This window comes from Actinomadura sp. NAK00032 (assembly GCF_013364275.1).
In the GTDB taxonomy this organism is placed as follows: domain Bacteria; phylum Actinomycetota; class Actinomycetes; order Streptosporangiales; family Streptosporangiaceae; genus Spirillospora.
On sequence record NZ_CP054932.1, the window covers coordinates 386,253 to 407,247 of the forward strand.

Annotated in this window: 17 protein-coding genes; 6 read left to right on the plus strand and 11 right to left on the minus strand. The window is 73.4% G+C overall.

Annotated features, from left to right (window positions below):
• Positions 1–69: 69 nt before the first annotated feature.
• The 6 genes from clpB to HUT06_RS01970 all read right to left on the minus strand — a co-directional run bounded on the left by clpB (position 70) and on the right by HUT06_RS01970 (position 7,805).
• Positions 70–2,667: an ATP-dependent chaperone ClpB gene (gene clpB, locus HUT06_RS01945; RefSeq protein WP_176194115.1), complete on the minus strand. Its 2,598-nt coding sequence runs from the start codon at positions 2,665–2,667 to the stop codon at positions 70–72.
• Positions 2,668–2,691: 24 nt separating this feature from the next.
• On the minus strand, positions 2,692–3,135 hold the full coding sequence (locus tag HUT06_RS01950; RefSeq protein ID WP_176194116.1) for a heat shock protein transcriptional repressor HspR: 444 nt from the start codon (positions 3,133–3,135) through the stop codon (positions 2,692–2,694).
• Positions 3,136–3,139: 4 nt separating this feature from the next.
• Positions 3,140–4,318, minus strand: coding sequence for a molecular chaperone DnaJ (gene dnaJ / locus HUT06_RS01955; RefSeq protein WP_176194117.1), 1,179 nt, complete (start codon positions 4,316–4,318; stop codon positions 3,140–3,142).
• Positions 4,319–4,406: 88 nt separating this feature from the next.
• Complete coding sequence (gene grpE / locus HUT06_RS01960) at positions 4,407–5,051, minus strand: nucleotide exchange factor GrpE (protein WP_176201082.1); 645 nt, start codon at positions 5,049–5,051, stop codon at positions 4,407–4,409.
• Positions 5,045–6,904 carry a molecular chaperone DnaK gene (dnaK, locus tag HUT06_RS01965; RefSeq protein WP_176194118.1) on the minus strand — a complete coding sequence of 620 codons (1,860 nt, stop codon included), beginning with the start codon at positions 6,902–6,904 and terminating at the stop codon, positions 5,045–5,047. The genes grpE and dnaK overlap by 7 nt, the downstream gene beginning before the upstream one ends.
• 364 nt (positions 6,905–7,268) lie before the next feature.
• Complete coding sequence (locus HUT06_RS01970; RefSeq protein WP_176194119.1) at positions 7,269–7,805, minus strand: hypothetical protein; 537 nt, start codon at positions 7,803–7,805, stop codon at positions 7,269–7,271.
• Positions 7,806–7,845: 40 nt separating this feature from the next.
• On the opposite strand from HUT06_RS01970, the gene HUT06_RS01975 reads away from it, so the two are divergent.
• Positions 7,846–9,561 (plus strand): helix-turn-helix transcriptional regulator, encoded by a 1,716-nt coding sequence (locus HUT06_RS01975; protein WP_176194120.1) that lies wholly within the window; start codon positions 7,846–7,848, stop codon positions 9,559–9,561.
• Here the strand turns inward: HUT06_RS01975 and HUT06_RS01980 are convergent.
• Genes HUT06_RS01980 through HUT06_RS01990 form a run of 4 tightly spaced genes read right to left on the minus strand, consistent with a single transcriptional unit; the run spans position 9,527 to position 12,754 of the window.
• Positions 9,527–10,201, minus strand: a complete 675-nt coding sequence (locus HUT06_RS01980; RefSeq protein WP_176194121.1) for a response regulator transcription factor — start codon at positions 10,199–10,201, stop codon at positions 9,527–9,529. The two genes, HUT06_RS01975 and HUT06_RS01980, sit on opposite strands and share 35 nt — an antisense overlap.
• On the minus strand, positions 10,198–11,322 hold the full coding sequence (locus HUT06_RS43645; RefSeq protein WP_217711147.1) for a sensor histidine kinase: 1,125 nt from the start codon (positions 11,320–11,322) through the stop codon (positions 10,198–10,200). The genes HUT06_RS01980 and HUT06_RS43645 overlap by 4 nt, the downstream gene beginning before the upstream one ends.
• Positions 11,319–12,038 (minus strand): hypothetical protein, encoded by a 720-nt coding sequence (locus HUT06_RS43650; RefSeq protein WP_217711148.1) that lies wholly within the window; start codon positions 12,036–12,038, stop codon positions 11,319–11,321. Before HUT06_RS43650 ends, HUT06_RS43645 begins: the two co-directional genes overlap by 4 nt.
• Positions 12,035–12,754, minus strand: coding sequence for an ABC transporter ATP-binding protein (locus HUT06_RS01990; RefSeq protein ID WP_176194123.1), 720 nt, complete (start codon positions 12,752–12,754; stop codon positions 12,035–12,037). Before HUT06_RS01990 ends, HUT06_RS43650 begins: the two co-directional genes overlap by 4 nt.
• Before the next feature lie 158 nt (positions 12,755–12,912).
• On the opposite strand from HUT06_RS01990, the gene HUT06_RS01995 reads away from it, so the two are divergent.
• From HUT06_RS01995 to HUT06_RS02015, 5 genes are all read left to right on the plus strand, one after another.
• A complete protein-coding gene (locus HUT06_RS01995; protein WP_176194124.1) occupies positions 12,913–16,287 on the plus strand; it encodes a S8 family serine peptidase in 3,375 nt (1,124 codons plus the stop codon).
• 89 nt (positions 16,288–16,376) lie between these two features.
• Entirely contained in the window at positions 16,377–16,988 is a 612-nt protein-coding gene (locus tag HUT06_RS02000) for an RNA polymerase sigma factor (protein ID WP_176194125.1), read from the plus strand.
• Positions 16,975–18,153, plus strand: a complete 1,179-nt coding sequence (locus HUT06_RS02005) for a CU044_5270 family protein (protein WP_176194126.1) — start codon at positions 16,975–16,977, stop codon at positions 18,151–18,153. The genes HUT06_RS02000 and HUT06_RS02005 overlap by 14 nt, the downstream gene beginning before the upstream one ends.
• 138 nt (positions 18,154–18,291) lie before the next feature.
• Positions 18,292–18,897 carry an RNA polymerase sigma factor gene (locus HUT06_RS02010; RefSeq protein WP_176194127.1) on the plus strand — a complete coding sequence of 202 codons (606 nt, stop codon included), beginning with the start codon at positions 18,292–18,294 and terminating at the stop codon, positions 18,895–18,897.
• Complete coding sequence (locus HUT06_RS02015) at positions 18,894–20,099, plus strand: CU044_5270 family protein (RefSeq protein ID WP_176194128.1); 1,206 nt, start codon at positions 18,894–18,896, stop codon at positions 20,097–20,099. Before HUT06_RS02010 ends, HUT06_RS02015 begins: the two co-directional genes overlap by 4 nt.
• A 109-nt stretch (positions 20,100–20,208) precedes the next feature.
• On the opposite strand, the gene HUT06_RS02020 is transcribed toward HUT06_RS02015, so the two are convergent.
• On the minus strand, positions 20,209–20,913 hold the full coding sequence (locus tag HUT06_RS02020; RefSeq protein WP_254714927.1) for a TetR/AcrR family transcriptional regulator: 705 nt from the start codon (positions 20,911–20,913) through the stop codon (positions 20,209–20,211).
• Positions 20,914–20,995 lie beyond the last annotated feature (82 nt).

Sequence of the window (20,995 nt, forward strand, 5' to 3'; positions counted from 1 at the left end):
TGCTCACGGGCCCGCACGCTGGGAAGGCGAACGGGCCGGCGCGGTGTGCGCCGGCCCGTCGTAGCCCCGTTACTTGGTGAAGGAGAGACCGCTCTTCGGGGCGACCGTCAGGCGGTCGGCGGCCTCGTCGAGATCGACCACGATCTCGTCGCCGTCGCGGACCTCACCGGAGAGGAGCTCCCTGGCGAGCTGGTCGCCGATCGCCGTCTGCACGAGGCGGCGCAGCGGGCGCGCCCCGTACAGCGGGTCGTAGCCCGTCAGCGCCAGCCACTCGCGGGCCGCCGGCGTGACCTCCAGCGTCAGCTGCCGGTCGGCGAGCCGGTCGGCCAGCTTGTCGACCTGCAAGTCGACGATGCGGGTCAGCTCGCTCGTCGACAGCGCGTCGAACAGGATCACGTCGTCGAGGCGGTTCAGGAACTCCGGCTTGAACGAGTTCCGGACGGCGTTCCACACCGCCTCCCGCTTCGCGCCGTTCTCCAGCGTCGGGTCGACGAGGAACTGCGACCCGATGTTGGACGTGAGGATCAGGATCGTGTTGCGGAAGTCGACCGTGCGGCCCTGCCCGTCCGTCAGCCGGCCGTCGTCCAGCACCTGGAGGAGGATGTCGAACACCTCGGGGTGCGCCTTCTCCACCTCGTCCAGCAGCACCGCCGAGTAGGGACGCCGCCGGACGGCCTCGGTGAGCTGCCCGCCCTCCTCGTAGCCGACGTATCCGGGCGGCGCGCCGACCAGCCGGGCGACGCTGTGCTTCTCGGAGTACTCGCTCATGTCGATGCGGGTCATCGCCCGCTCGTCGTCGAACAGGAACTCCGCGAGCGCCTTCGCCAGCTCGGTCTTGCCGACGCCGGTCGGGCCGAGGAACAGGAACGAGCCGGTCGGGCGGTCCGGGTCGGAGATGCCCGCGCGGGCGCGGCGCACCGCGTCCGACACCGTGCGGACGGCGGCCTCCTGCCCGATCAGCCGGTGGCCCAGCTCGTCCTCCATGCGGAGCAGCTTGGCCGTCTCGCCTTCGAGCAGCCGGCCGGCGGGGATGCCCGTCCAGGACGCGACCACGTCGGCGACGTCGTCCGGGCCGACCTCCTCCTTGACCATCGCGTCGCGGTTCTCGGCCGCCTCCGACGCCTCCTCCAGCTGCTTCTCCAGCGCCGGGATCTCGCCGTAGGTGAGCCGCGCGGACGTCTCCAGGTCGCCGTCGCGCTGGGCGCGCTCCGCCTCGCCGCGCAGCTGGTCGATCGTCTCCTTGACCTCGCCGACCCGGTTCAGGCTCGCCTTCTCCTTGTCCCAGCGGGCGACGAGGCCGGTCAGGTGCTCCTGCTTGTCGGCCAGGTCCTTGCGGAGCCGGTCGAGCCGCTGCCGGGACGCCTCGTCGGTCTCCTTGGCGAGGTTCAGCTCCTCCATCTTCAGCCGGTCCACCGCGCGCTGCAGCTCGTCGATCTCCACCGGCCGGGAGTCGATCTCCATGCGCAGCCGGGACGCGGCCTCGTCCACCAGGTCGATCGCCTTGTCCGGCAGGTACCGGGAGGTGATGTAGCGGTCCGACAGCGTCGCCGCCGCGACCAGCGCCGAGTCGTTGATCTGCACCTTGTGGTGCGCCTCGTAGCGGCCCTTCAGCCCGCGCAGGATCGCGATCGAGTCCTCCACCGTGGGCTCGCCGACGAAGATCTGCTGGAAGCGGCGCTCCAGCGCCGGGTCCTTCTCGATGCGCTCGCGGTACTCGTCCAGCGTCGTCGCGCCGATCATGCGCAGCTCGCCGCGCGCCAGCATCGGCTTCAGCATGTTGCCGGCGTCCATCGCGCCCTCGGCCGCGCCCGCCCCGACGACGGTGTGCAGCTCGTCGATGAACGTGACGACCTGCCCCTCGGACTCCTTGATCTCGTTCAGCACGGCCTTCAGCCGCTCCTCGAACTCGCCGCGGTACTTCGCGCCCGCGACCATCGCGCCGAGGTCCAGCGAGACGAGCTTCTTGCCGCGCAGCGACTCGGGCACGTCGCCCGCGATGATGCGCTGCGCGAGACCCTCCACCACGGCCGTCTTGCCGACGCCGGGCTCACCGATCAGCACCGGGTTGTTCTTCGTGCGGCGCGACAGCACCTGCACGACCCGGCGGATCTCCGCGTCCCGGCCGATGACCGGGTCGAGCCGCCCGTCGCGGGCCGCCGCCGTCAGGTCGACGCCGTACTTCTCCAGCGACTGGTACGTGCCCTCGGGGTTCTCGCTGGTGACGCGGGCGTGCCCGCGCACCTTCTCGAACGCGTCCAGCAGCGCCTGCGGCGTCGCCCCGAACTCCTTCAGCAGGCCCGCCGCCGGGCCGCCGTCCGCGGCGAGGCCGACCAGCAGGTGCTCGGTCGAGACGTACTCGTCCTCCAGCTGCTGCGCCCGGTTCGCCGCCGTGTTGATCGACCGCTGCAGCAGGCCCGACAGCCGCGGGGACGACACCGTCGACCCCTGCGCCTTCGGCAGCGCGGCGAGCTGCTCCTCCGCCCGCCGCCGGATCGCCTGCCAGTCGGCGCCGACCGCCTCCAGCAGCGGCACCGCCGTCCCGTCCGGCAGCGCGATCAGCGCCACCAGCAGATGCTGCGGCTCGACCTCGGGATGCCCCTCGGCCGCCGCCCTGCGGACCGCGACCGACACCGCCTCCTGGCTCTTCTGCGTCAGCTTGTAGTCCATGTCCCCAGTCCCCGTGAAAAGTGCCTATTCGGAGTTGCGCTCCCGCCAGACCACGACGCTCGTGTGCCTGATCGGCACCAGGTCGGACCCGGGCGCGCCCTGTTCCCCGTGCCGCCGCTGCTGCGCCAGCCGCGCCGCGACGGACCGGGTCGATTCGAGTTCGTTGGCGAGCTCCTCCAGCGCGGCGTGCGCCTTCCCGAGCTCCTCGCGGAGCCGCACGTTGTCGCGCTGCAGCTCCAGGATGTGCTTGATGCCGGACAGGTTGATGCCCTCCTCCTGGGAGAGCCGCTGGATCTCGCGCAGCAGCACGATGTCGCGCATCGAGTACCGCCGCCCCCGGCCGGCCGTGCGGCCGGGGGACACCAGCCCCATCCGGTCGTAGGTGCGCAGCGTCTGCGGATGCAGCCCCGACAGCTGCGCCGCCACCGAGATCACATAGACCGGCGTGTCGTCACCGAAGGGATCCATGCCTTCACTCCTGCCTGGCCTGCTGCAGGATGTCGGCGCGGAGGTCGTCGCCGTCGCCCGACTCGCGGAGCTTGGCGAGGGCCTCGCGGGACTGCTCGTCCAGCTTCTGCGGGACGTGCACGTCGACGGTGACGAGCAGGTCGCCCTTCGTGCCGTCGCGCCGGGTCGCGCCGCGGCCCTTCACGCGGAACTTGCGGCCGTTGGGCGTGCCCTCCGGCAGCTTCAGCGTGACGGGCTGGCCCTGGAACGTCGGGACGCGGATCTCCCCGCCGAGCGCGGCCTCGGGGAACGTCACCGGGATCGTCAGGGTGAGGTTGTCGCCGCTGCGGCCGAACACCGGGTGCGGGCGCACCTTGATGTTCACGTACAGGTCGCCGGCCGGGCCGCCGTTCTCGCCCGGGGCGCCCTTGCCCTTCAGCCGGATCTTCTGGCCGTCGGCGACGCCCGCCGGGATGCGGGCCTGGATGGTGCGGGTGCCGGTCGCGCGGCCGCTGCCGTGGCAGATCGGGCACGGGTCGTCGACGACGAGGCCGCGGCCGCGGCACTCGTGGCACGGCTCCTGGAAGCCGAAGTTGCCGAGGTTGCGGGTCTCGTGCCCGGTGCCCTCGCAGTTCGGGCAGACCCGCGGCACGGTGCCGGCCTTCGCGCCGGTGCCCCGGCACGCGTCGCAGGCCGCCTCGCTGGTCAGCTTGATCGGGACGGTCACGCCGTTCATCGCGCGGCCGAACGACAGCGTCACCTCGGTCTCCACGTCCGCGCCGCGCCGGGCGCGCCGCGTCGTCCCCGTGGTGCGGGTGGTGCCGCCGCCCCGGCCGAACAGGCCGCCGAACAGGTCGCCGATGCGCTCGCCGGCGCCGCCGGTCTGCGTCCCGGTGCCGCCGCCCTGGCCGAACAGGTCGCCGAGGTCGAACCCGAAGCCGCCGCCCTGCTGGCCGCCGCGGAACCCGCCCGGCATCGACCGGACGGCGTCGTACTCCTTGCGGCGCTTCTCGTCCGACAGCACGTCGTAGGCCTCGGAGACCTCCTTGAAACGCTCCTCGGCCTCCGCGTCACCCTTGTTGGTGTCCGGGTGGTACTTGCGCGCCAGCTTCCGGTAGGACTTCTTGATCTCCTCCTGCGAGGCCGTCTTCGCCACACCGAGGACCTTGTAGTAGTCCTTCTCCAGGTAGTCCTTGGTGCTCACGGCGCCCCGCCTTCTGCTCTCGCCACTTGCCACATGTCCTCACGCCCGGGCCGGGCCCGCCCCCGGATGGGAGCGGGCCCGCGCGGGCTCATTCGCCGTCGTCGCCCGGCCGGTCGCCGGGCTCGCCCGGGCCGGCGTCCGGGTCGGGGTCGGCCACCGCGACGCGCGCCGCGCGCAGTATCCGCTCGCCGATCCGGTACCCGGGCTGGAGGACGTCGACGACGCTCGTCTCGGTCACGTCCGCCGAGAGCGAGTGCATCAGCGCCTCGTGCACGGTCGGGTCGAAGGGCTCGCCCTTCTCGCCGTACCGCTCCAGGCCGAGCTTGCCCGTGACCGCCTCCAGGCTCTCCGCGACGGACTTGAACCCGCCGGTGAGCTCGTCGTGGTCGCGGGCGCGGCCGATGTCGTCCAGCACCGGGAGCAGCTCGGACAGCACCTGCCCGAGGGCCTGCTCGCGGACCGCGACCCGGTCGCGCTCGACCCGCTTGCGATAGTTGTCGTACTCGGCCTTCAGGCGCTGGAGGTCGGCGAGGCGCTCCGACAACTGGGTCTTCAGCGCGGACACCTCCTCGCCCGCGGCCTGCGCGGCGCCCCCGTCCGCCGGGGTCTCCGGGGCGGACGGCGAACCCGCCGCCTGTCCCCGGACCTCCCCCGTCTCGGGATCGATGCGCCGCTTGTCGCGGATCACCGGGCCCTCCTTCTCCTCGCCCTCACCAGGGGAGGACGTCACGATGCATCACCCTTCGGCTTGTCCTCGTCCACGATTTCCGCGTCAACGACCTCGTCGTCCTGCGGGCCCTGGGCGTCGGCCGTGGGGCCGTGGTCCTCGGCGCCGGCCTGGGCACCCTCGGGGTTCTGCGCGTACATCGCCGCGCCCATCTTCTGGGAGACCTGCGCGAGCTTCTCGGCGCTGCCCTTGATGGCCTCGACGTCGGTGCCCTCCAGGGCCTTCTTGACCTCGGCGACCGCGTCGCCGACCTCGGTCTTCAGGTCCGCGGGGACCTTGTCGTCGTTCTCCCGCAGGAACTTCTCGGTCGAGTACGCGAGGGTGTCGGCCTGGTTGCGGACCTCGGCCTCCTCCTTGCGCAGGCGGTCCTCCTCGGCGTACTGCTCGGCGTCCCGGACCATCTGCTCGATGTCGTCCTTCGGCAGCGCGCTGCCGCCGGTGATGACCATCGACTGCTCGCGGCCGGTGCCCTGGTCCTTCGCGCTGACGTTCACGATGCCGTTGGCGTCGATGTCGAAGGTGACCTCGATCTGCGGGACGCCGCGCGGCGCCGGCGGCAGACCGGTGAGCTGGAAGGTGCCGAGCTTCTTGTTGCGCGCGGCGATCTCGCGCTCGCCCTGGTAGACCTGGATCTCCACGGACGGCTGGTTGTCGTCGGCGGTGGTGAACGTCTCCGACCGCTTGGTCGGGATCGTGGTGTTCCGCTCGATGATCTTGGTGAAGATGCCGCCCTTGGTCTCGATGCCGAGGCTCAGCGGGGTCACGTCCAGCAGCAGGACGTCCTTGACCTCGCCCTTCAGCACGCCGGCCTGGAGGCTGGCGCCGATCGCGACGACCTCGTCCGGGTTGACGCCCTTGTTCGGCTCCTTGCCGCCGGTCAGCTCCTTGACCAGCTCGGACACCGCGGGCATCCGGGTCGAGCCGCCGACCATGACGACCTGGTCGATCTTGTCGACGGTGATGTTGGCGTCCTTCAGCACCGACTGGAACGGCGCCTTGGTCCGGTCGAGCAGGTCGGAGGTCATCCGCTGGAACTCGGCCCGGGTGAGCTTCTCGTCCAGGTGCAGCGGGCCCTCGGCGGACGCGGTGATGTAGGGCAGGTTGATCTGCGTCTCGGACGAACCGGACAGCTCGATCTTCGCCTTCTCCGCGGCCTCGCGCAGCCGCTGCAGCGCCATCTTGTCCTTGGCGAGGTCGACGCCGTTGGCGTTCTTGAACTTCTCGACCAGCCAGTCGACGACCTTGTTGTCCCAGTCGTCGCCGCCCAGGTGGTTGTCGCCGCTGGTGGCCTTGACCTCGACCACCCCGTCGCCGACCTCCAGCAGGGACACGTCGAAGGTGCCGCCGCCGAGGTCGAAGACCAGGATGGTGGCCTCCTTCTCCTTCTCCAGGTGGTAGGCCAGCGCCGCCGAGGTCGGCTCGTTGATGATGCGCAGGACGTTCAGGCCCGCGATCTGGCCGGCCTCCTTGGTGGCCTGCCGCTGGTGGTCGGAGAAGTACGCGGGCACCGTGATGACCGCGTCGGTGACGGTCTCGCCCAGGTAGGCCTCGGCGTCCCGCTTCAGCTTCTGCAGCACGAACGCGCTGATCTGCTGCGGGTTGAAGTCCTTGTCGTCGATCTTGGTCTTCCAGTCGGTGCCCATCTCGCGCTTGACCGACCGGATCGTGCGGTCCACGTTGGTGACCGCCTGGCGCTTGGCGACCTCGCCGACCAGCACCTCTCCGTTCTTGGCGAAGGCGACGACGGACGGCGTGGTCCGCGACCCCTCCGCGTTCGCGATGACGGTGGGCTCGCCGCCCTCCAGAATCGCGACGACCGAGTTGGTCGTCCCGAGGTCGATGCCGACCGCACGTGCCATGTTCTCGTCCTCCGTCGTTTCCGGTTAACCCCGTTGCCGGTGTCTGTCACGGTTCCGGTGTTGTCGCAGCCCCGGGCGCCCCCAGGGCGCGGCCGGTTCGTCTTCTCTGTCCGCAAGATTGCCCGGACCGGCGCTTCCTGTCAAATGACTTGAGTCGACCCGGCTCAACTTTGCTGACGACCTCTACAACAGGACGAGTGAGCGACCTATTCCGGTTCCCGGGCGGCGGCTCGCCGGGGTGAAGTTCGCCCGGACGGAGGAGGGCCGTGCGGTCCCCGTCCTCCGCGAGAACGAAGCCACCGCCCGCCGCGTACGCGGCGAGCGGTGGCCGTTGCTCCTCTGGTCGGCGGGACGGGCGGCCGGCTTACACGTAGGCCACGACGGTGCACTTGACGTGGGCGCCGCTGTAGCAGTGCGCCGTCCGCGTGCCGTCGAACCTCGTGTACCAGCCCGCCTTCACCTTGTGGTACTTCGTCGTGTGGACGTAGCCGCTCCTCGTGTGGATCTCCTGGAAGCGGACCCAGTAGTAGCCGCTGGAGCGGACCGTCACGGCGTCGAAGTCCTTGAAGGTCGCCGTCGTGGTGTGGGGCTTGATGTAGTCGAAGAAGCAGTGCTTGCCCTTGACCTGCTTCGTCGTGTACTCGCCCCAGTTCCAGATCGTGCACGGGCGCCGGCCGTCCCAGCCCTTCGGATGCCTGCTCTTCTTGTACTCGTTCCAGCTCACGATGGACACGCCGACCAGCGTCCGGCCGGTGTGGTTGGAGATGTGCCCCCACGGGACGTGCCCGTACGGAACGGGCGACGCGGCGGCGGGCGGCGGAAGCCCGCGGGCGTCCCACTCCGCGAACGGGACGCGGGACGGCCCCTGACCGGCACCCCCGCCCGCCGTCCGGGACGGCATGGGATCCTGGCCGGACACGGTTCCGACACGCGGGGGCGTCATGGACCAGTCGGGGGACCCGGGCCCTCTGGCCGCCTTACTCCAGTGCCTCAAGGAGCGCAGCGGGCTGAGCTACGCCGAGCTCGCCCGCCGGACGTTCACCACCAGCTCGTCGCTGCACCGGTACTGCACCGGAGGGTCGGTGCCCCGCGACTACGCGCTGGTCGCGGCCGTCGCGCGGGAGTGCGGCGCCACCGCCGAGGAGATGCGGGCGCTCGCGCTGCACTGGGCCGCCGCGACCGCACCGGCCGCCGAGCCGACCCAGCCCGCTGAACCCGCTGAACCCGCCGAACCCGCCGAACCCGTCGAGCCCGCTGAGCCCGTCGAGGAACCGGTGCCCCCGCGAGTCGCCCCGCCCCGGCCTCGGCGCAGGCCGGTGACGGTCGCGCTGGCGGCCCTGGTGCTGGTGGCGGGGCTGCTGTCCGTCCTCACCACGGGCGGGCTGAGCCGCGGGGAAGCGCCGCGTCCGGCCCGGGTGCTCAGCGGCGGAGGGGACACCTGGACGTGGTTCCCCTGGCCCGTCGGTTCGGCCGCCTTCGGCGTGACCATGAACAGCAACACCGGGACGATGCCGTCCTTCCGGGTCGGGAGCGTGCGGTTCTGGGACAGCGGCACCCGCTGGGCCGACCTGGAGCCGCGCCGGGGAGAGTTCGCGTGGGCGCCGCTCGACCGGCTCGTCGCCGGTGCCCGCCGCGCCGGTGTCCCCGCGCTGCTGACGCTGGGCGGCACACCGGCCTGGGCCGCGCCGGACGGCCCGAAGACGCTCTACGCCGACGGCTCCAGTGCCGCGCCCCCGGACGATCTCGCCGACTGGGACCGCTTCGTCCGCGCCCTGGCGACCCGCTACCGGGGCCGCCTGGAGGCCTACGAGCTGTGGGACACCGCCACCGACCGGCACTTCTACTCCGGCTCCCCACGCACGCTCGCCGAGATGGTGCGCCGCGCCGCCCGGATCGTCCGCTCGGTGGACGCCCGGGCCACGGTGGTGTGCCCGTCGATGGGACGGCTGCGCACGCCCGGCGGCCCGGCGTTCCTGCGCGCGTTCGCCCGGTTCGGCGGCTACCGCCACTGCGACGCCGCGGCACTGAAACCGCGCCAGAACCCGGCACGGGAGGCTCCCGAGACCATGTCGGCCGACGTCGCGAACGCCTACCGGGCGCTGCACGAGGCGGGGGTCGGTGAACCGCTGTGGATCACCGGGCCGGACTACGACGTCAGCACCCAGCCGCCCCTGCGCGGCGCCCCCGCCCGCGACTACGCGGCCCGCTTCTACCTGACGGCCCTGTACGAGCGGCACCTGCACGTGGACCGGTTCTACTTCTACGACTGGGGCGGCCTGAGCGTCCCCATCGTCTTGCAGGCGGAGGGGCGGGCGCCGAGCCCGGCGGCGCGCGGGGTCGAGCGGCTGGAGGGCTGGCTGGACGGGGCCCGCATCGGCGGCTGCGGCCACGGCACCGCCGCCGGGCTGCCGCCGAACGCCTGGCAGTGCCGCTTCACGGGGGTGCGCGGCGCTCGCGAGGGCGCGCGGATCGGCTGGACCGACTCCGGCACCGCCGTCCTGCGCGCCGATGCCCGGGGCGCCCGCGTCCGCCGCCTCGACGGCACCGCGTTCACGGTGGGCGGTGGCGGCGCCGTCCCCATCGGGGGGCAGCCGGAGCTGATCGCCGCCGGCCGACCGTCCGTCACGGGGAGTCGGGGCGGTGGCCCGGGACGATGATGCCGTGCTCGTAGGCCAGCACGACGGCCTGGACGCGGTCGCGGAGGTGGAGCTTGGCGAACACGCTGCCGACGTGGCTCTTCACGGTCGCCTCGGTGACGACGAGCCGCGCGGCGATCTCCTGGTTCGACAGGCCCTGCGCCACGAGCAGCAGCATCTCGCGCTCGCGCGGCGTCAGCGCGGCCAGCAGGTCCGGGGCCGGCCGGACGGGATCGGCGCGGCCGGCGTAGTCCTCGATCAGGCGGCGGGTGATCGACGGGGACAGCAGCGCCTCGCCCTGGTGGACGACGCGGATCGCCTCCAGCAGCCGCTCGCGGGGCGCGTCCTTCAGCAGGAATCCCGACGCCCCGGCGCGCAGCGCGCCGAACACGTACTCGTCGAGATCGTAGGTGGTGAGAATCAATACGTGTGGAGGACGGGAGGCCGCGGTGAGGTGGGCGGTGGCCTCGACGCCGTCCATGCGCGGCATGCGGACGTCCATCAGCACGACGTCGGGCCGCAGCTCCGCCGCCCGGTCGATGGCCTCGCGGCCGTCCGCGGCCTCGCCGACGACCTCCAGTTCGGGACGGGTCTGCAGGAACAGCCGGAAACCGATGCGGATCAGTTCCTGGTCGTCGACGATCAGCACCCGGATCGTCACGCGCGCTCCCCGATCGGCAGCCGCGCCGCGACCCGGAAACCGCCGCCGGGGGCCCGGCCCGCCTCCAGCTCGCCGCCGAGCACCGCGACCCGCTCCCGCATCCCGACCAGGCCGTGCCCGCCGGGGCCGGGCGGTTCGCCGGTCCCCGTCCCGTCGTCGTGCACCCGCACCTCCAGGTCCGCTCCGCCGTAGCCCAGCTCCACCGTGACCGCGGTCGCCTCGGCGTGCTTCAGGGCGTTGGTCAACGCCTCCTCGATGATCCGGTACGCGGACAGCTCGACACCAATCGGCAGCTCCAGCCGCTCCCCGGTGATCTCCAGCCGGACGGGCAGCCCTGCCGCGCGGTAGCCGGCGACCAGGTCGTCCAGGTCCGCGAGCGACGGCTGCGGCCGTGTCTCCGCCGGGTCCTGCCCGCGCAGCAGGACGAGGATCCGGCGCAGCTCCGCCAGGCTCTGCTCGGCGCTGGTCTCCACCCGCTCCAGCGTCTCGGCGGCCACCCGCGGCTCGGTCTCCAGGACGTCGCGGGCGCCGCGGACGCCGATCAGCATCACCGTCACCGAGTGGGCGACGACGTCGTGCAGCTCGCGGGCGATCGCGCCGCGCTCCCGCTGCGCCGCGATCAGGTCGAGCTGCTCCCGTTCGCGTTCGAGAGTGGCGGCCCGCTCCTCCACCGCCCGGACGTAGCGGCGCCGCGTCTGCATGTAGGCGCCGAGGATCCACGCCCCGATCGACACCGGCGGGCTGCAGACGCTGTAGACCTCCAGCAGCACGGCCACCGGTGCCAGGACCGCGAGCGAGACGCGCCGGTCGCGCGTCTCGGCGAGCGACCACAGCGCGACGACGGGCAGCGCGCCGCCGGGGTAGTACCCGGCCGCGGTCAGCGCGGCGGCCGACGCGACCGTCACCGCGACCACCGCGATCCCGAACCGGCGCCGGGCCAGGAGCATCGCGCCGGTGAGGACGGTCACCGCGATCGGCAGGGGCACGGCCTCGGTGCCGTCGTTGAACAGCAGCCCCACTTCCACGAAGGTCGCCGCCGCGGCGAGCGCGGCGTCGAACAGCACCGGGCGGTGCGCGGCCCGCAGGCCCCGCACCGCCCGGATCAGCTCCACGACGTTCACGCCAGGTCGCGCCGTCGTTCGCACACGACCGCGACCAGCACCGCGAGCAGCGTCCAGGCCGCGAACACCGCGCCCGCCTCCCAGATCGTGAGGGTCGTGTTGTGGGTGCCGCCCGTCATGATGCCCGCCGCGCCGAACGGCGAGAGGTTCGCCTCCCGCTCGTAGGCGCCGCCCACCAGCGGCTGCACCACCAGGGCCAGGATCAGCAGCACCACCGCGCCGACGACCGGGCTGCGGATCAGCGCGCCGAACGCCGCGCCCAGCAGCGTCGCCAGCACGAACGCCAGGACGTTGCCCGCCACGACCTCGGCCACCTGGCCGGACGTCAGGTCCGGGCCGGGCTGGCCCGCCAGCAGCGGCAGCGCCACCCCGACCGCGACGGCGTTGATCAGCAGCGCCAGCCCGAGCCCGGTCAGCGCGTACGCCGCGATCCGCACCGTCAGGACGGTGCCGCGGCCGCGCCGGGCCACCAGCGCCGTGGGCGCGGCGGTCCGGTGGCGGTACTCGCCCGCCGCGCCGACCAGCCCCCACAGCAGCAGCAGGACGGGCAGCCCGGCCAGCGCCTCCTTCTTCTCCGGGATCTCGTCGAGCGTTCCGGACGCCTTGGCGATGAGCACCGCGTTCAGGGCGGCGAAGGCCGTCCCGCCGATCGCGAACCCCCACACGGCGCGCGTCGTCACCGACTTGAGCAGCTCCCCGCGCAGCAGGCCGATCATCGCTCCATCCCTCCGGTGAGCTGCAGGAACACATCCTCCAGCGACTCCACCTCGCTGATCGGTCCCTGGTGCACCAGCCTGCCACGGTCGATGACGACCACGTCGTCCACCGTCTGCGAGGCCTCCGCGAGCAGGTGGCTGGACAGCAGCACCGTCCGGCCCTTCGCGGCCCTCTCGCGCAGCATCGTCCGGAGCCAGCGGATGCCCTGCGGGTCGAGGCCGTTGGCGGGCTCGTCCAGCACCAGGATCTCCGGGTCGCCGAGCAGCGCGGCGGCGAGCCCGAGCCGCTGCCGCATGCCCAGCGAGTAGCCGCCGACCCGGCGGCCCGCCGCCGCCGTCAGCTCGGCGGTCTCCAGGACCTCCTCGACGCGGCGGCGCGGCAGCCCCGCCGCCATCGCCAGCGACCGCAGGTGCGCGCGGGCCGTCCGGGCGGGGTGCGCGCCGCACGGCTCGATGTGGACGCCGATCCGGCGGGCGTCCGGCGCCGGCGAGGCCACCGGCGCGCCCAGCACCGACACCGTGCCCGCCGACGGCCGCGCCAGCCCCACGAGCGCCTTCATCGCCGTCGTCTTGCCGGCGCCGTTCGGGCCGAAGAAGCCCGTCACCGCGCCCGGCCGGACGCTGAACGTCAGATCGTCGACCACCGTCCGGCGCCCGTATCGCTTCGTCAGCCCCTCCACCTGTATGGCCGGGGCGGCCTTCGTCTGTGCAGTCATGGCGCCCAGCTTCGGCCGCCGGCGTCTCCCGGTCATCAGTCCACGGTCGAAACCCGTTCTCCGACCGCGGCATGACGCCGGCGGCGAACACGATCGTCCGCTGCGGGTGATCAAGATCGACCGTCCCGGTGCGGGACGGCGATCGCAGAGGAGACTCGATGACGCACAGACGCCGGAGCCGGGCACTGCTCGGCCTCCTGCTCGCGGCCGGGGCGCTGGCGGCGGTACCGCCGTCCGCGCAGGCCGCGCCGTCCCCGTCGGGCGGCCTGGACCCGGGCAAGGCCTGGAAGGTCACCCTGCTGACCGGGGACGCCGTCTCCGTCCGGACGGTCAAGGGCAGGCCCCCGCTCGTCTCGGTGACCCCCGCGCCGGGCCGGGAGAAGCGCTCGTTCCGCAAGCAGATCCGGCCGGACGGGCACGTCGTCGTCACTCCGGTCGACGTCGCCGGGCTCGTCGGCCGCGTCCTCGATCCGGAGCTGTTCGACGTCACCGCGCTGATCGCGCAGGGCTACGACGACGCGCGCAGCAAGGACCTGCCGCTGATCGTCCAGCGGGAGAAGGGCGCCCGGCCCCTGTCGGCGCTCGGCGGGACGCTCGGCGACGCCAGGGAGCTGCCGAGCATCGGCGCCGTGGCCGTGCGGCAGCCCAAGGACGGCGCGTCCGGCCTCGGCAAGAGCCTGGCCGGGATGCGCGGCCCGTCCCTGAAGGCGACGGGCGGCATCCGGCACATCTGGCTGGACGGCAAGGTCAAGGCGAGCTTCGCCCCGGCCGCACCCTCGACCACACCCTCGGCCGCGCCCGCGGCCCACCGGATCGACCGGAACCTGCGGCAGATCGGCGCCCCGGCGGCATGGCGGGCCGGATACACCGGGAAGGGCGCGAAGGTCGCCGTCCTCGACACCGGCGCCGACGCCGGGCACCCCGACCTCAAGGAACGCATCGCCGACTCGGAGAACTTCTCCGAGTCGCCCGACACCGTCGACCGGTTCGGGCACGGCACGCACGTCGCCTCGACCATCGCCGGAACCGGCGCCGCCGCCGAAGGAGAGCACAAGGGCGTCGCGCCGGACGCGGACCTGCTCATCGGCAAGGTCCTCGACGACGACGGGTACGGCACCGACTCCAGCGTGATCGCCGGGATGCAGTGGGCCGCGCCGCGCGCCGACATCGTCAACATGAGCCTCGGCGGCGCTCCCAGCGACGGCAGTGACCCCGTCTCGCTGGCGCTGACGAACCTCACCGCCGAGCACGGCGCCCTGTTCGTCGTCGCCGCGGGCAACGACGGCACGTTCGCGTCGATCGGCTCGCCCGGCACCGCCGAGGCCGCGCTCACGGTCGGCGCGGTCGACGGCCGCGACCGGCTGGCGGACTTCTCCAGCCGGGGCCCGGTCGGCATCTCCGCCAAGCCGGAGATCGTCGCGCCGGGCGTCGACATCGAGGCCGCCCGCGCCGCCGGAACCGCCGAGGGCACCCCGACCGGGACGCACTACACGAAGATGTCGGGCACGTCGATGGCGACGCCGCACGTCGCGGGCGCCGCCGCGCTGCTCGCCGCGAAGCACCCCGACTGGACGCCCGCCCGGATCAAGGCCGCCCTCGTCGGCACCGCCGACCCCGCCACCGGCGGCGACGCCTACCGGCTCGGGGCCGGACGGCTCGACATCGGCGAGACCGTCCGCAGCCCCGTCCTCACCGCCCAGGGGATCGCCGGTCTCGGGACCTCGAAGTTCCCCGGGCATCCCCGCCTGGCCACGGAACTCGGCTGGACGTCGGCCACCGGCCGTCCCGTCGACCTGCGGCTGAGCGTCGAGGTGACCGACCGCGAAGGCCGCGCCGCGTCCGGCGTCGCGACCGTCCCGGCCGGCGTCACCGTGCCGGCCGGCGGTACCGGGAAGGTGCCGCTGACCGTGGACGCCTCCCGCGCCGCCGACCGTCCCGGCCTCTACACGGCCGTGGTCACGGCGAAGGGCGGCGGCGCCGTCCTGGAGACGCCCGTGACGTTCTTCGTCGAGCCCCCGACGCACACCCTCACCCTCAAGGCCACGCCGCTGCCGGACACCGATCCCGCGAACTTCTCCGCCTCCGCCACCGTGGTCAACCTCGACGACCACTCGCTGTACTCCGAGTGGGCCGACGTCGGGCTCGGGGGTGAGACGAAGCTCCGCGTTCCGGCGGGCCGCTACGCCGTCCTCGGCAACGTGGACGACTTCAGCGACTGGCGCTCGGCCCTCGCCGGCGACCCCGAGGTGGTCGTCGACCGGGACGTGACCGTGACGCTCGACGGCGCCGCCGCCGTCAGGATCGGAGCGGGCGTCGAGGGCGTCGAGACCGCGACGGCGATGGCCGCCGCGGACATGGTGCAGGACGCCGGCGACGGCCTCTGGTCCTACTCCGTGTTCGCCTTCGACCCCGCGAACGCGCCCGTCTACGTCCAGCCGATGGAAGGCGTGACGAAGGGGACGTTCAAGGCGGCCACCCAGTACCGGCTGACCGCGCCCGGCGCCGTGTACGACATCGTCCACCCACTGGGCAACGGGATCCCCGCCGATCCGACGCACACCGTGACCGCCGCCGAACTCACGCGGATGGCCCGCGTCGACCAGAAGTTCGCGGCGTTCGACGGCGACACGGGCGCGCCCATGAGCCAGAAGCGGTACGGCATCAGCGCGGAGGGCCTCCTCAACTTCGAGGCGAGCGGCGCCGTCGAGCCGGGCACGTCCCGGACCGACTACGTCTCGGCCGGTTCCGGCATGCTCTGGGGCGACCTGGGCTTCGTCAGGTTCGGCGAGGAGGACTGGGTCGACCAGGGGGCCTTCAGGGAACTGAAGCCCGGCGAGCGGGTCGCGCACCGCTGGGGCCGCCAGCCGCTGCGGCCCGGCCCCTACTCCGGCACCGGCGTCTCGCCCAGCTTCTGCGCCCGCTACCCCACGGCCCGCACCGGGCAGAACATGCGGATCTCGCTGGTCGACCTCCAGGCCCGCCCGGACGGCTTCGACTGCTCCATGCACGAGGTGAAGGGGCACCTGGAGCTGTTCGCCGGCGATCAGAAGATCGGTGCGCAGGACGGCCCGTTCGGCGACTTCAGCGTCCCGTCCGGTCCGGTCAAGTACCGGCTGTCCTACGAGAACGACGCCTCGGCCGTCCTCCCGGTGTCGATCCGCACCTCGACGTCCTGGACGTTCCGTTCGCGCACACCGCGCGGCGGCAAGAGCGCGAACCTCCCGCTCCTGCTCGTCGACTACGACCTGAACCTCGACATGCGCAACCGGCCCGCCGGTGAGCCCGCCGTGTTCACCGTCGCGCGGCAGGCGGGCTCGGGCGAGGCGAAGGTCACCGGGCTGCGGTTCTGGACGTCCGCGGACGACGGCAAGACCTGGCAGGACGCCGAGGTGACCGAGCTCGGCGGCGGACGGTACAGCGCTCCGCTGCCCGCGCCCGTGAAGGGCCAGGCCGTGTCGCTGCGGGTCAGCGCGAAGGACGCGGGCGGCAGCGGCATCGACCAGAGCATCGTCCGCGCCTACCGGATCCGGTAGCCGGATGCTCTAGGCCGCTGGGAAACGAAAGTGGCGAGGGGGTTCGGGTGATACGTCTGTGACCGCCATCCGTGACGGAAAGGCACCACATGACGGGGAACCCCCTCGCCGCGGAGCGGCTGGACCGGCTCGGCGCCGGCCTGGCCGTGCCGCGGCCCTCCCTGCACGACCCCGACGGGTTCGGTGAGGTCTTCGACGCCCACTTCGCCGAGATCCACGGGTACGCCGCGAAGCGGCTCGGTCCCGACGCCGCGTCCGACATCGCCGCGCAGACGTTCCTGGAGGCGTTCCGCCACCGGGACCGCTACGACCCGGCGCGGGCGAACGTGCGGTCCTGGCTGTACGGCATCGCGACCAACCTCATCGGCAAGCACCGGCGCAGCGAGGTGCGCGGCCTGCGGGCCCGCGCCCGGCTCGGCCCCGCCCCGGCGGAGGACGGGCACGCCGACCGGGTGGACGCCCGCGTCAGCGCCGAGGGCCTGCGCGGACGGCTGGCCGGCGCCATCGCCCGGCTCTCGGACGGCGAGCGCGACGTCCTGCTGCTCGTCGCCCTCGCCGACCTCACCCACGAGGAGGTCGCGGCGGCGCTGGACGTCCCGTACGGGACGGTCGGCTCGCGGCTGAGCCGGGCCAGGAAGAAGGTGCGCGAGGCACTCGGCGGGACGAATCCGATGCGTGGAGGGGACGATGACCATGGATGAGCTGCAGATGATCCGCGAGGCGTACGGGGAGCCGGAGCCGCCGACCCCGCGGGAGACGACCGAGGCCCGCGCCCTGCTGTCGGACGGGCGGCCGCGCCGCCGCGCCCGCCTCGGCCGGGGGTTGCGGATCGGGCTCGGCGCGGTCGCCGCCGGCGCGGCCGTCGCCGTCGCCGTCACGGTCACCGGGACCGGTGCGCCGGCGCCGCCGTCCCGTCCGGCTGGGCAGGTCGACCTCGGCCGGGAGGCCGTGCTGGCCGCCGCGGCGAAGGCCGAGGAGAAGGGCGCGGCGCAGCCCGTCGGCAAGTACTGGTTCACCGACCAGGTCTCGGGCCAGTCGTACATCGTCCGGGCCGCGACCGGCGACTACGCGATCGTCGGCGCGCACAGCGAGTCCTTCAGCTGGACCGGGGCGAAACCGGGCATGGGCACGGCGCTGTACGGGCGCGAGATCCCGTCCCGGCCGCTGACGAAGCAGGACGCGGCGCTCTGGGAGAAGGCTGGGGCGCCGTCGAAGTTCCGGGTCTGGTCGAACGACCACTACTACACCTACGACCGGTCGACGACGGAGTGGGACAGCGAGGCCGACGCGCGGGGCGGCGGCAGGTTCGTCATCCCCGGGACGGGCCGCGAACCACTGACCCTGGCCGAGGTCCAGCGGCTTCCCGAGGACCCCGCCGCCCTCGCCGAGATGTTCTTCAAGCCGTCCGTGCTGAAGGACAAGGAGCGCGCCGGCCCGCTCAGCCGGCTCGCGACCCCACGCGCCAAGCTCGGCATCGCGGCGCGGCTGCTGGAGGGCACGCCCCTGCCGCCCGGAGTGCGCGCCGGGCTGATGCGGGCGCTGGCCGCCCAGCCCGGCATCACGGCGGTCGGCGCGGCCACCGACCCGCTCGGCCGGCCCGCCGTCGCGCTGGTCGCCGACGACGCCCCGGCGACGGTCGACGGCGAGTTCGGCGCGCCGCCGGAGGAGCGCGGCACGTTCCGGTCGCGCTCGGAGCTCCTGTTCGACAAGGCGACCGGTGAGCTGCTCGCCGAGCAGCGCGTGCTGACCGAGCCGGGCGGCGCCTACCGGAACCGCGAGCCCGGGTTCGTGATCAACTACTGGGCCGTCCGCGCGTCGGGCTGGACGGACAGCAAGCCCGAGCCGCCCGCGAAGCCGCCCTTCTGACCGGGGGACGCGCCCTCCGCCCGGACGCCCGCACGGCTGGCCGTCCGGACGGAGGGCGCGCGGCCGTGAAGGCGGATCGGGGGATCGGCTGAGAACGGGGTGACCGAGCACCCGAGCCCCCACAGCGAGGATCACTTCATGGCCCAGCAACGCCCACCGGACCCCGGTGGGGACGACCCCGACGCGGCGGCGATCGTGCGGTCGCGGCGCGACCCGGCCGCGTTCGCGGAGATCTTCCACCGCCACTTCGCCGCGATCCACGGCTACGCGGCGCGGCGGCTCGGCGCGGACGCGGCGGACGACGTCGCCGCCGAGACGTTCCTCGCCGCGTTCCGCAAGCGGGACCGGTTCGACCCGGAGCGCGGGACCGTCCGCCCCTGGCTGTACGGCATCGCGACGCGGCTGATCGGGTCGCACCGGCGGGCGGAGGGCCGCCGCTACCGGGCGCTCGCGCGCACCCCCGCCGAGTACGCCCACGACGGCCACGAGGACCTCGTCGCGGCGCGGGTCACCGCCGGCGGCGCGGGCGCGGCCCTGGCCGACGCGCTGGCCCGGCTGCCGCGCGGGGACCGCGACGTCCTGCTGCTGGTGGCGCTGGCCGACCTGTCCTACGAGGAGGTCGGGCAGGCGCTCGGCCTGAAGACGGGCACCGTCGCGTCCCGCCTGCACCGTGCCCGGCGCCGCCTGCGGGAGTCGCTCGGCGGAACCAACCCCGCGCTGATCGTTGAGGAGACGCCCGCATGAGCATGAACGAGATGGACCGGGTCCGGGACCTGCTGCGCGAGCCCCCGCCCCCGTCGGCGAAGAGCACGGCGCAGGCGCTGGACCTGCTGGAGGACGAGATGGCGGGCCGGCGCGTCCGGGCGCGGCGGCCGCGGCGGTTCGGGTTCGGGTGGTCGGCCGGGCTGGGGATCGGGCTGGTCGCGGCCGGTGCCGCGGCGGCCGTCGCGGTGGCGCTCACCGGCCAGGGGACGCCCGGTTCGCCGGGATCGCCGGACGCGCCGCCCGGCGTCGACCTCAACAAGCAGGCGGTGCTCGCGGCGGCGGCCAAGGTCGAGCTGACCCCGACCGGCAAGTACTGGTACACCGACTGCATCGACGGGCAGTCGTACATCGTCCGGGCCAAGACCGGCACGTACGCGATCGTCGGCGCCGCGAGCGAGTCGTTCAGCTGGACCGGCGTGAAGAAGGGCACCGGCGAGGCGTACTACGGGCGCGACCTCCCGGCCCGGCCGCTCACGGCGAAGGACGAGGCGCTCTGGAAGAAGGCCGGGTCGCCGTCGAAGTTCCGGGTCTGGTCGAACGATCACTACTACACCTACGCGGCGAAGGCCACGAAGTGGCGGTCGGACGGCCCCGAGGTCGGGATCGATCCGGAGGGCGGCGGCGAGTTCCTGGGCGAGCCGGTCGAGGAGTGGCAGGACCTGCCGACCGACCCGGCCGCGCTCGCCGAGAAGTTCCTGAGCGGCAACGAGGCGCGCGGGGGAATGGTCCCCCGGGCGAACGGCGGCCGGAAGCCGACCGAGGCGCAGACGGCCTCCGCCGGGATCTGGCGGACGTCCTCGATCCTCGGCGGTACCCCCGTCCCGCCGAAGGTGCGGGCGGGGCTGATGCGGGCGCTGGCCTCCCGGCCGGGCATCACGGCGATCGGCCGCGTCGCCGACCCGCTGGGCCGCGACGGCGTCGCGCTGGCCGCGCCCGAGCGCACCGCGAAGATCACCGGCGAGTACGGCGGTCCGAAGGCCGAGCAGGGCACCTACGGCCACCGCCTGGTGATCGTCTTCGACGAGAAGACCGGCGGCGTCCTGTCCGTCCAGGACACGCTGACCAAGCCCGGCGGGCCGTACGCGGAGATGAAGCCCGGCTTCATCATCAACTACATGGCCGTCCGCTCGTCCGGCTGGACCGACACCAAGCCGAAGCCGCCCGCGCAACTGCCCTTCTGATGCCTCTGGACCGGGGGTGAGCGCTGCCGTTGTCCCATGGCGAGAACCGCCTCCCCCGCCGATGCCCTCCGCCCACCGTCCGGGCGGAGGGCATCGTGCATGAACCGCTCTAGGGGCGGCGGGCTTCGAGGCCGTCGAGGACGCAGGCGAGCCCGAACGCGAACCGGCCCTCCAGGACGTCGCCGGTCTCCTTCAGCCAGATCTCGCGGATGTGGGACGCGAGGGCGGGCCGCTCGGCGTCCAGCTCCGCGAGGTACGGGCCGAGCCCGCGGACCCAGTCGGCGGAGGACGTCCCGGCCTGCCCGCGCTGCCAGCTCGCCTCGCTCCCGGCCGCGCCGATCACGTAGTCGACCACGGCGGACAGGGCGTACTCCAGGCCGAAGCCGGTGAATCCGGCGGCGCCGAACGCGCCGAGCACCTCGTCCATGACGCGGGTCGCGTTGGGGCCGATCATCGGGCGGCCGCCGAACAGCGTGACCGTCCACGGATGCCGGTGGATCATCGCGCGGAGGCTCCGCGCGTACGCGGTCGCGGACGCCCGCCAGTCGCCGCCCGCGGCCGGAACCTCCACCTCGGCCATGACCTGGTCGAGGGCGAGCTCCAGCAGTTCGTCCTTGTTCGCGACGTGCCAGTAGACCGAGGTCGCACCGGAGTTCAGCCGGGTGCCGAGGCGGCGCATGCTGAGCCCGTCCAGCCCCTCGGCGTCGAGCAGGCCGAGCGCGGCGTCCACGATCTGCGCCCGGCTGAGCGCGGGCCGGCCGCGCCGGGCCCGTTCCGGGCGCACCCAGACGGACGCCACCTTCTTGTCGGACACCGGGTCTCCTCTCCGCTCTCGTACAGAGTACGAGTATTGAACGCCGTACGATCCCGTCGTACAGTGTGCGAGTCTAATCGAA

Coding starts and splice junctions, on each gene's coding strand:
- clpB (WP_176194115.1), bottom strand. CDS start 2,667: ATGGACTACAAGCTGACGCAGAAGAGCCAGGAGGCGGTGTCGGTCGCG.
- HUT06_RS01950 (WP_176194116.1), bottom strand. CDS start 3,135: ATGGATCCCTTCGGTGACGACACGCCGGTCTATGTGATCTCGGTGGCG.
- dnaK (WP_176194118.1), bottom strand. CDS start 6,904: ATGGCACGTGCGGTCGGCATCGACCTCGGGACGACCAACTCGGTCGTC.
- HUT06_RS01970 (WP_176194119.1), bottom strand. CDS start 7,805: ATGCCGTCCCGGACGGCGGGCGGGGGTGCCGGTCAGGGGCCGTCCCGC.
- HUT06_RS01975 (WP_176194120.1), top strand. CDS start 7,846: ATGGACCAGTCGGGGGACCCGGGCCCTCTGGCCGCCTTACTCCAGTGC.
- HUT06_RS43650 (WP_217711148.1), bottom strand. CDS start 12,038: ATGATCGGCCTGCTGCGCGGGGAGCTGCTCAAGTCGGTGACGACGCGC.
- HUT06_RS01990 (WP_176194123.1), bottom strand. CDS start 12,754: ATGACTGCACAGACGAAGGCCGCCCCGGCCATACAGGTGGAGGGGCTG.
- HUT06_RS01995 (WP_176194124.1), top strand. CDS start 12,913: ATGACGCACAGACGCCGGAGCCGGGCACTGCTCGGCCTCCTGCTCGCG.
- HUT06_RS02000 (WP_176194125.1), top strand. CDS start 16,377: ATGACGGGGAACCCCCTCGCCGCGGAGCGGCTGGACCGGCTCGGCGCC.
- HUT06_RS02005 (WP_176194126.1), top strand. CDS start 16,975: ATGACCATGGATGAGCTGCAGATGATCCGCGAGGCGTACGGGGAGCCG.
- HUT06_RS02010 (WP_176194127.1), top strand. CDS start 18,292: ATGGCCCAGCAACGCCCACCGGACCCCGGTGGGGACGACCCCGACGCG.
- HUT06_RS02015 (WP_176194128.1), top strand. CDS start 18,894: ATGAGCATGAACGAGATGGACCGGGTCCGGGACCTGCTGCGCGAGCCC.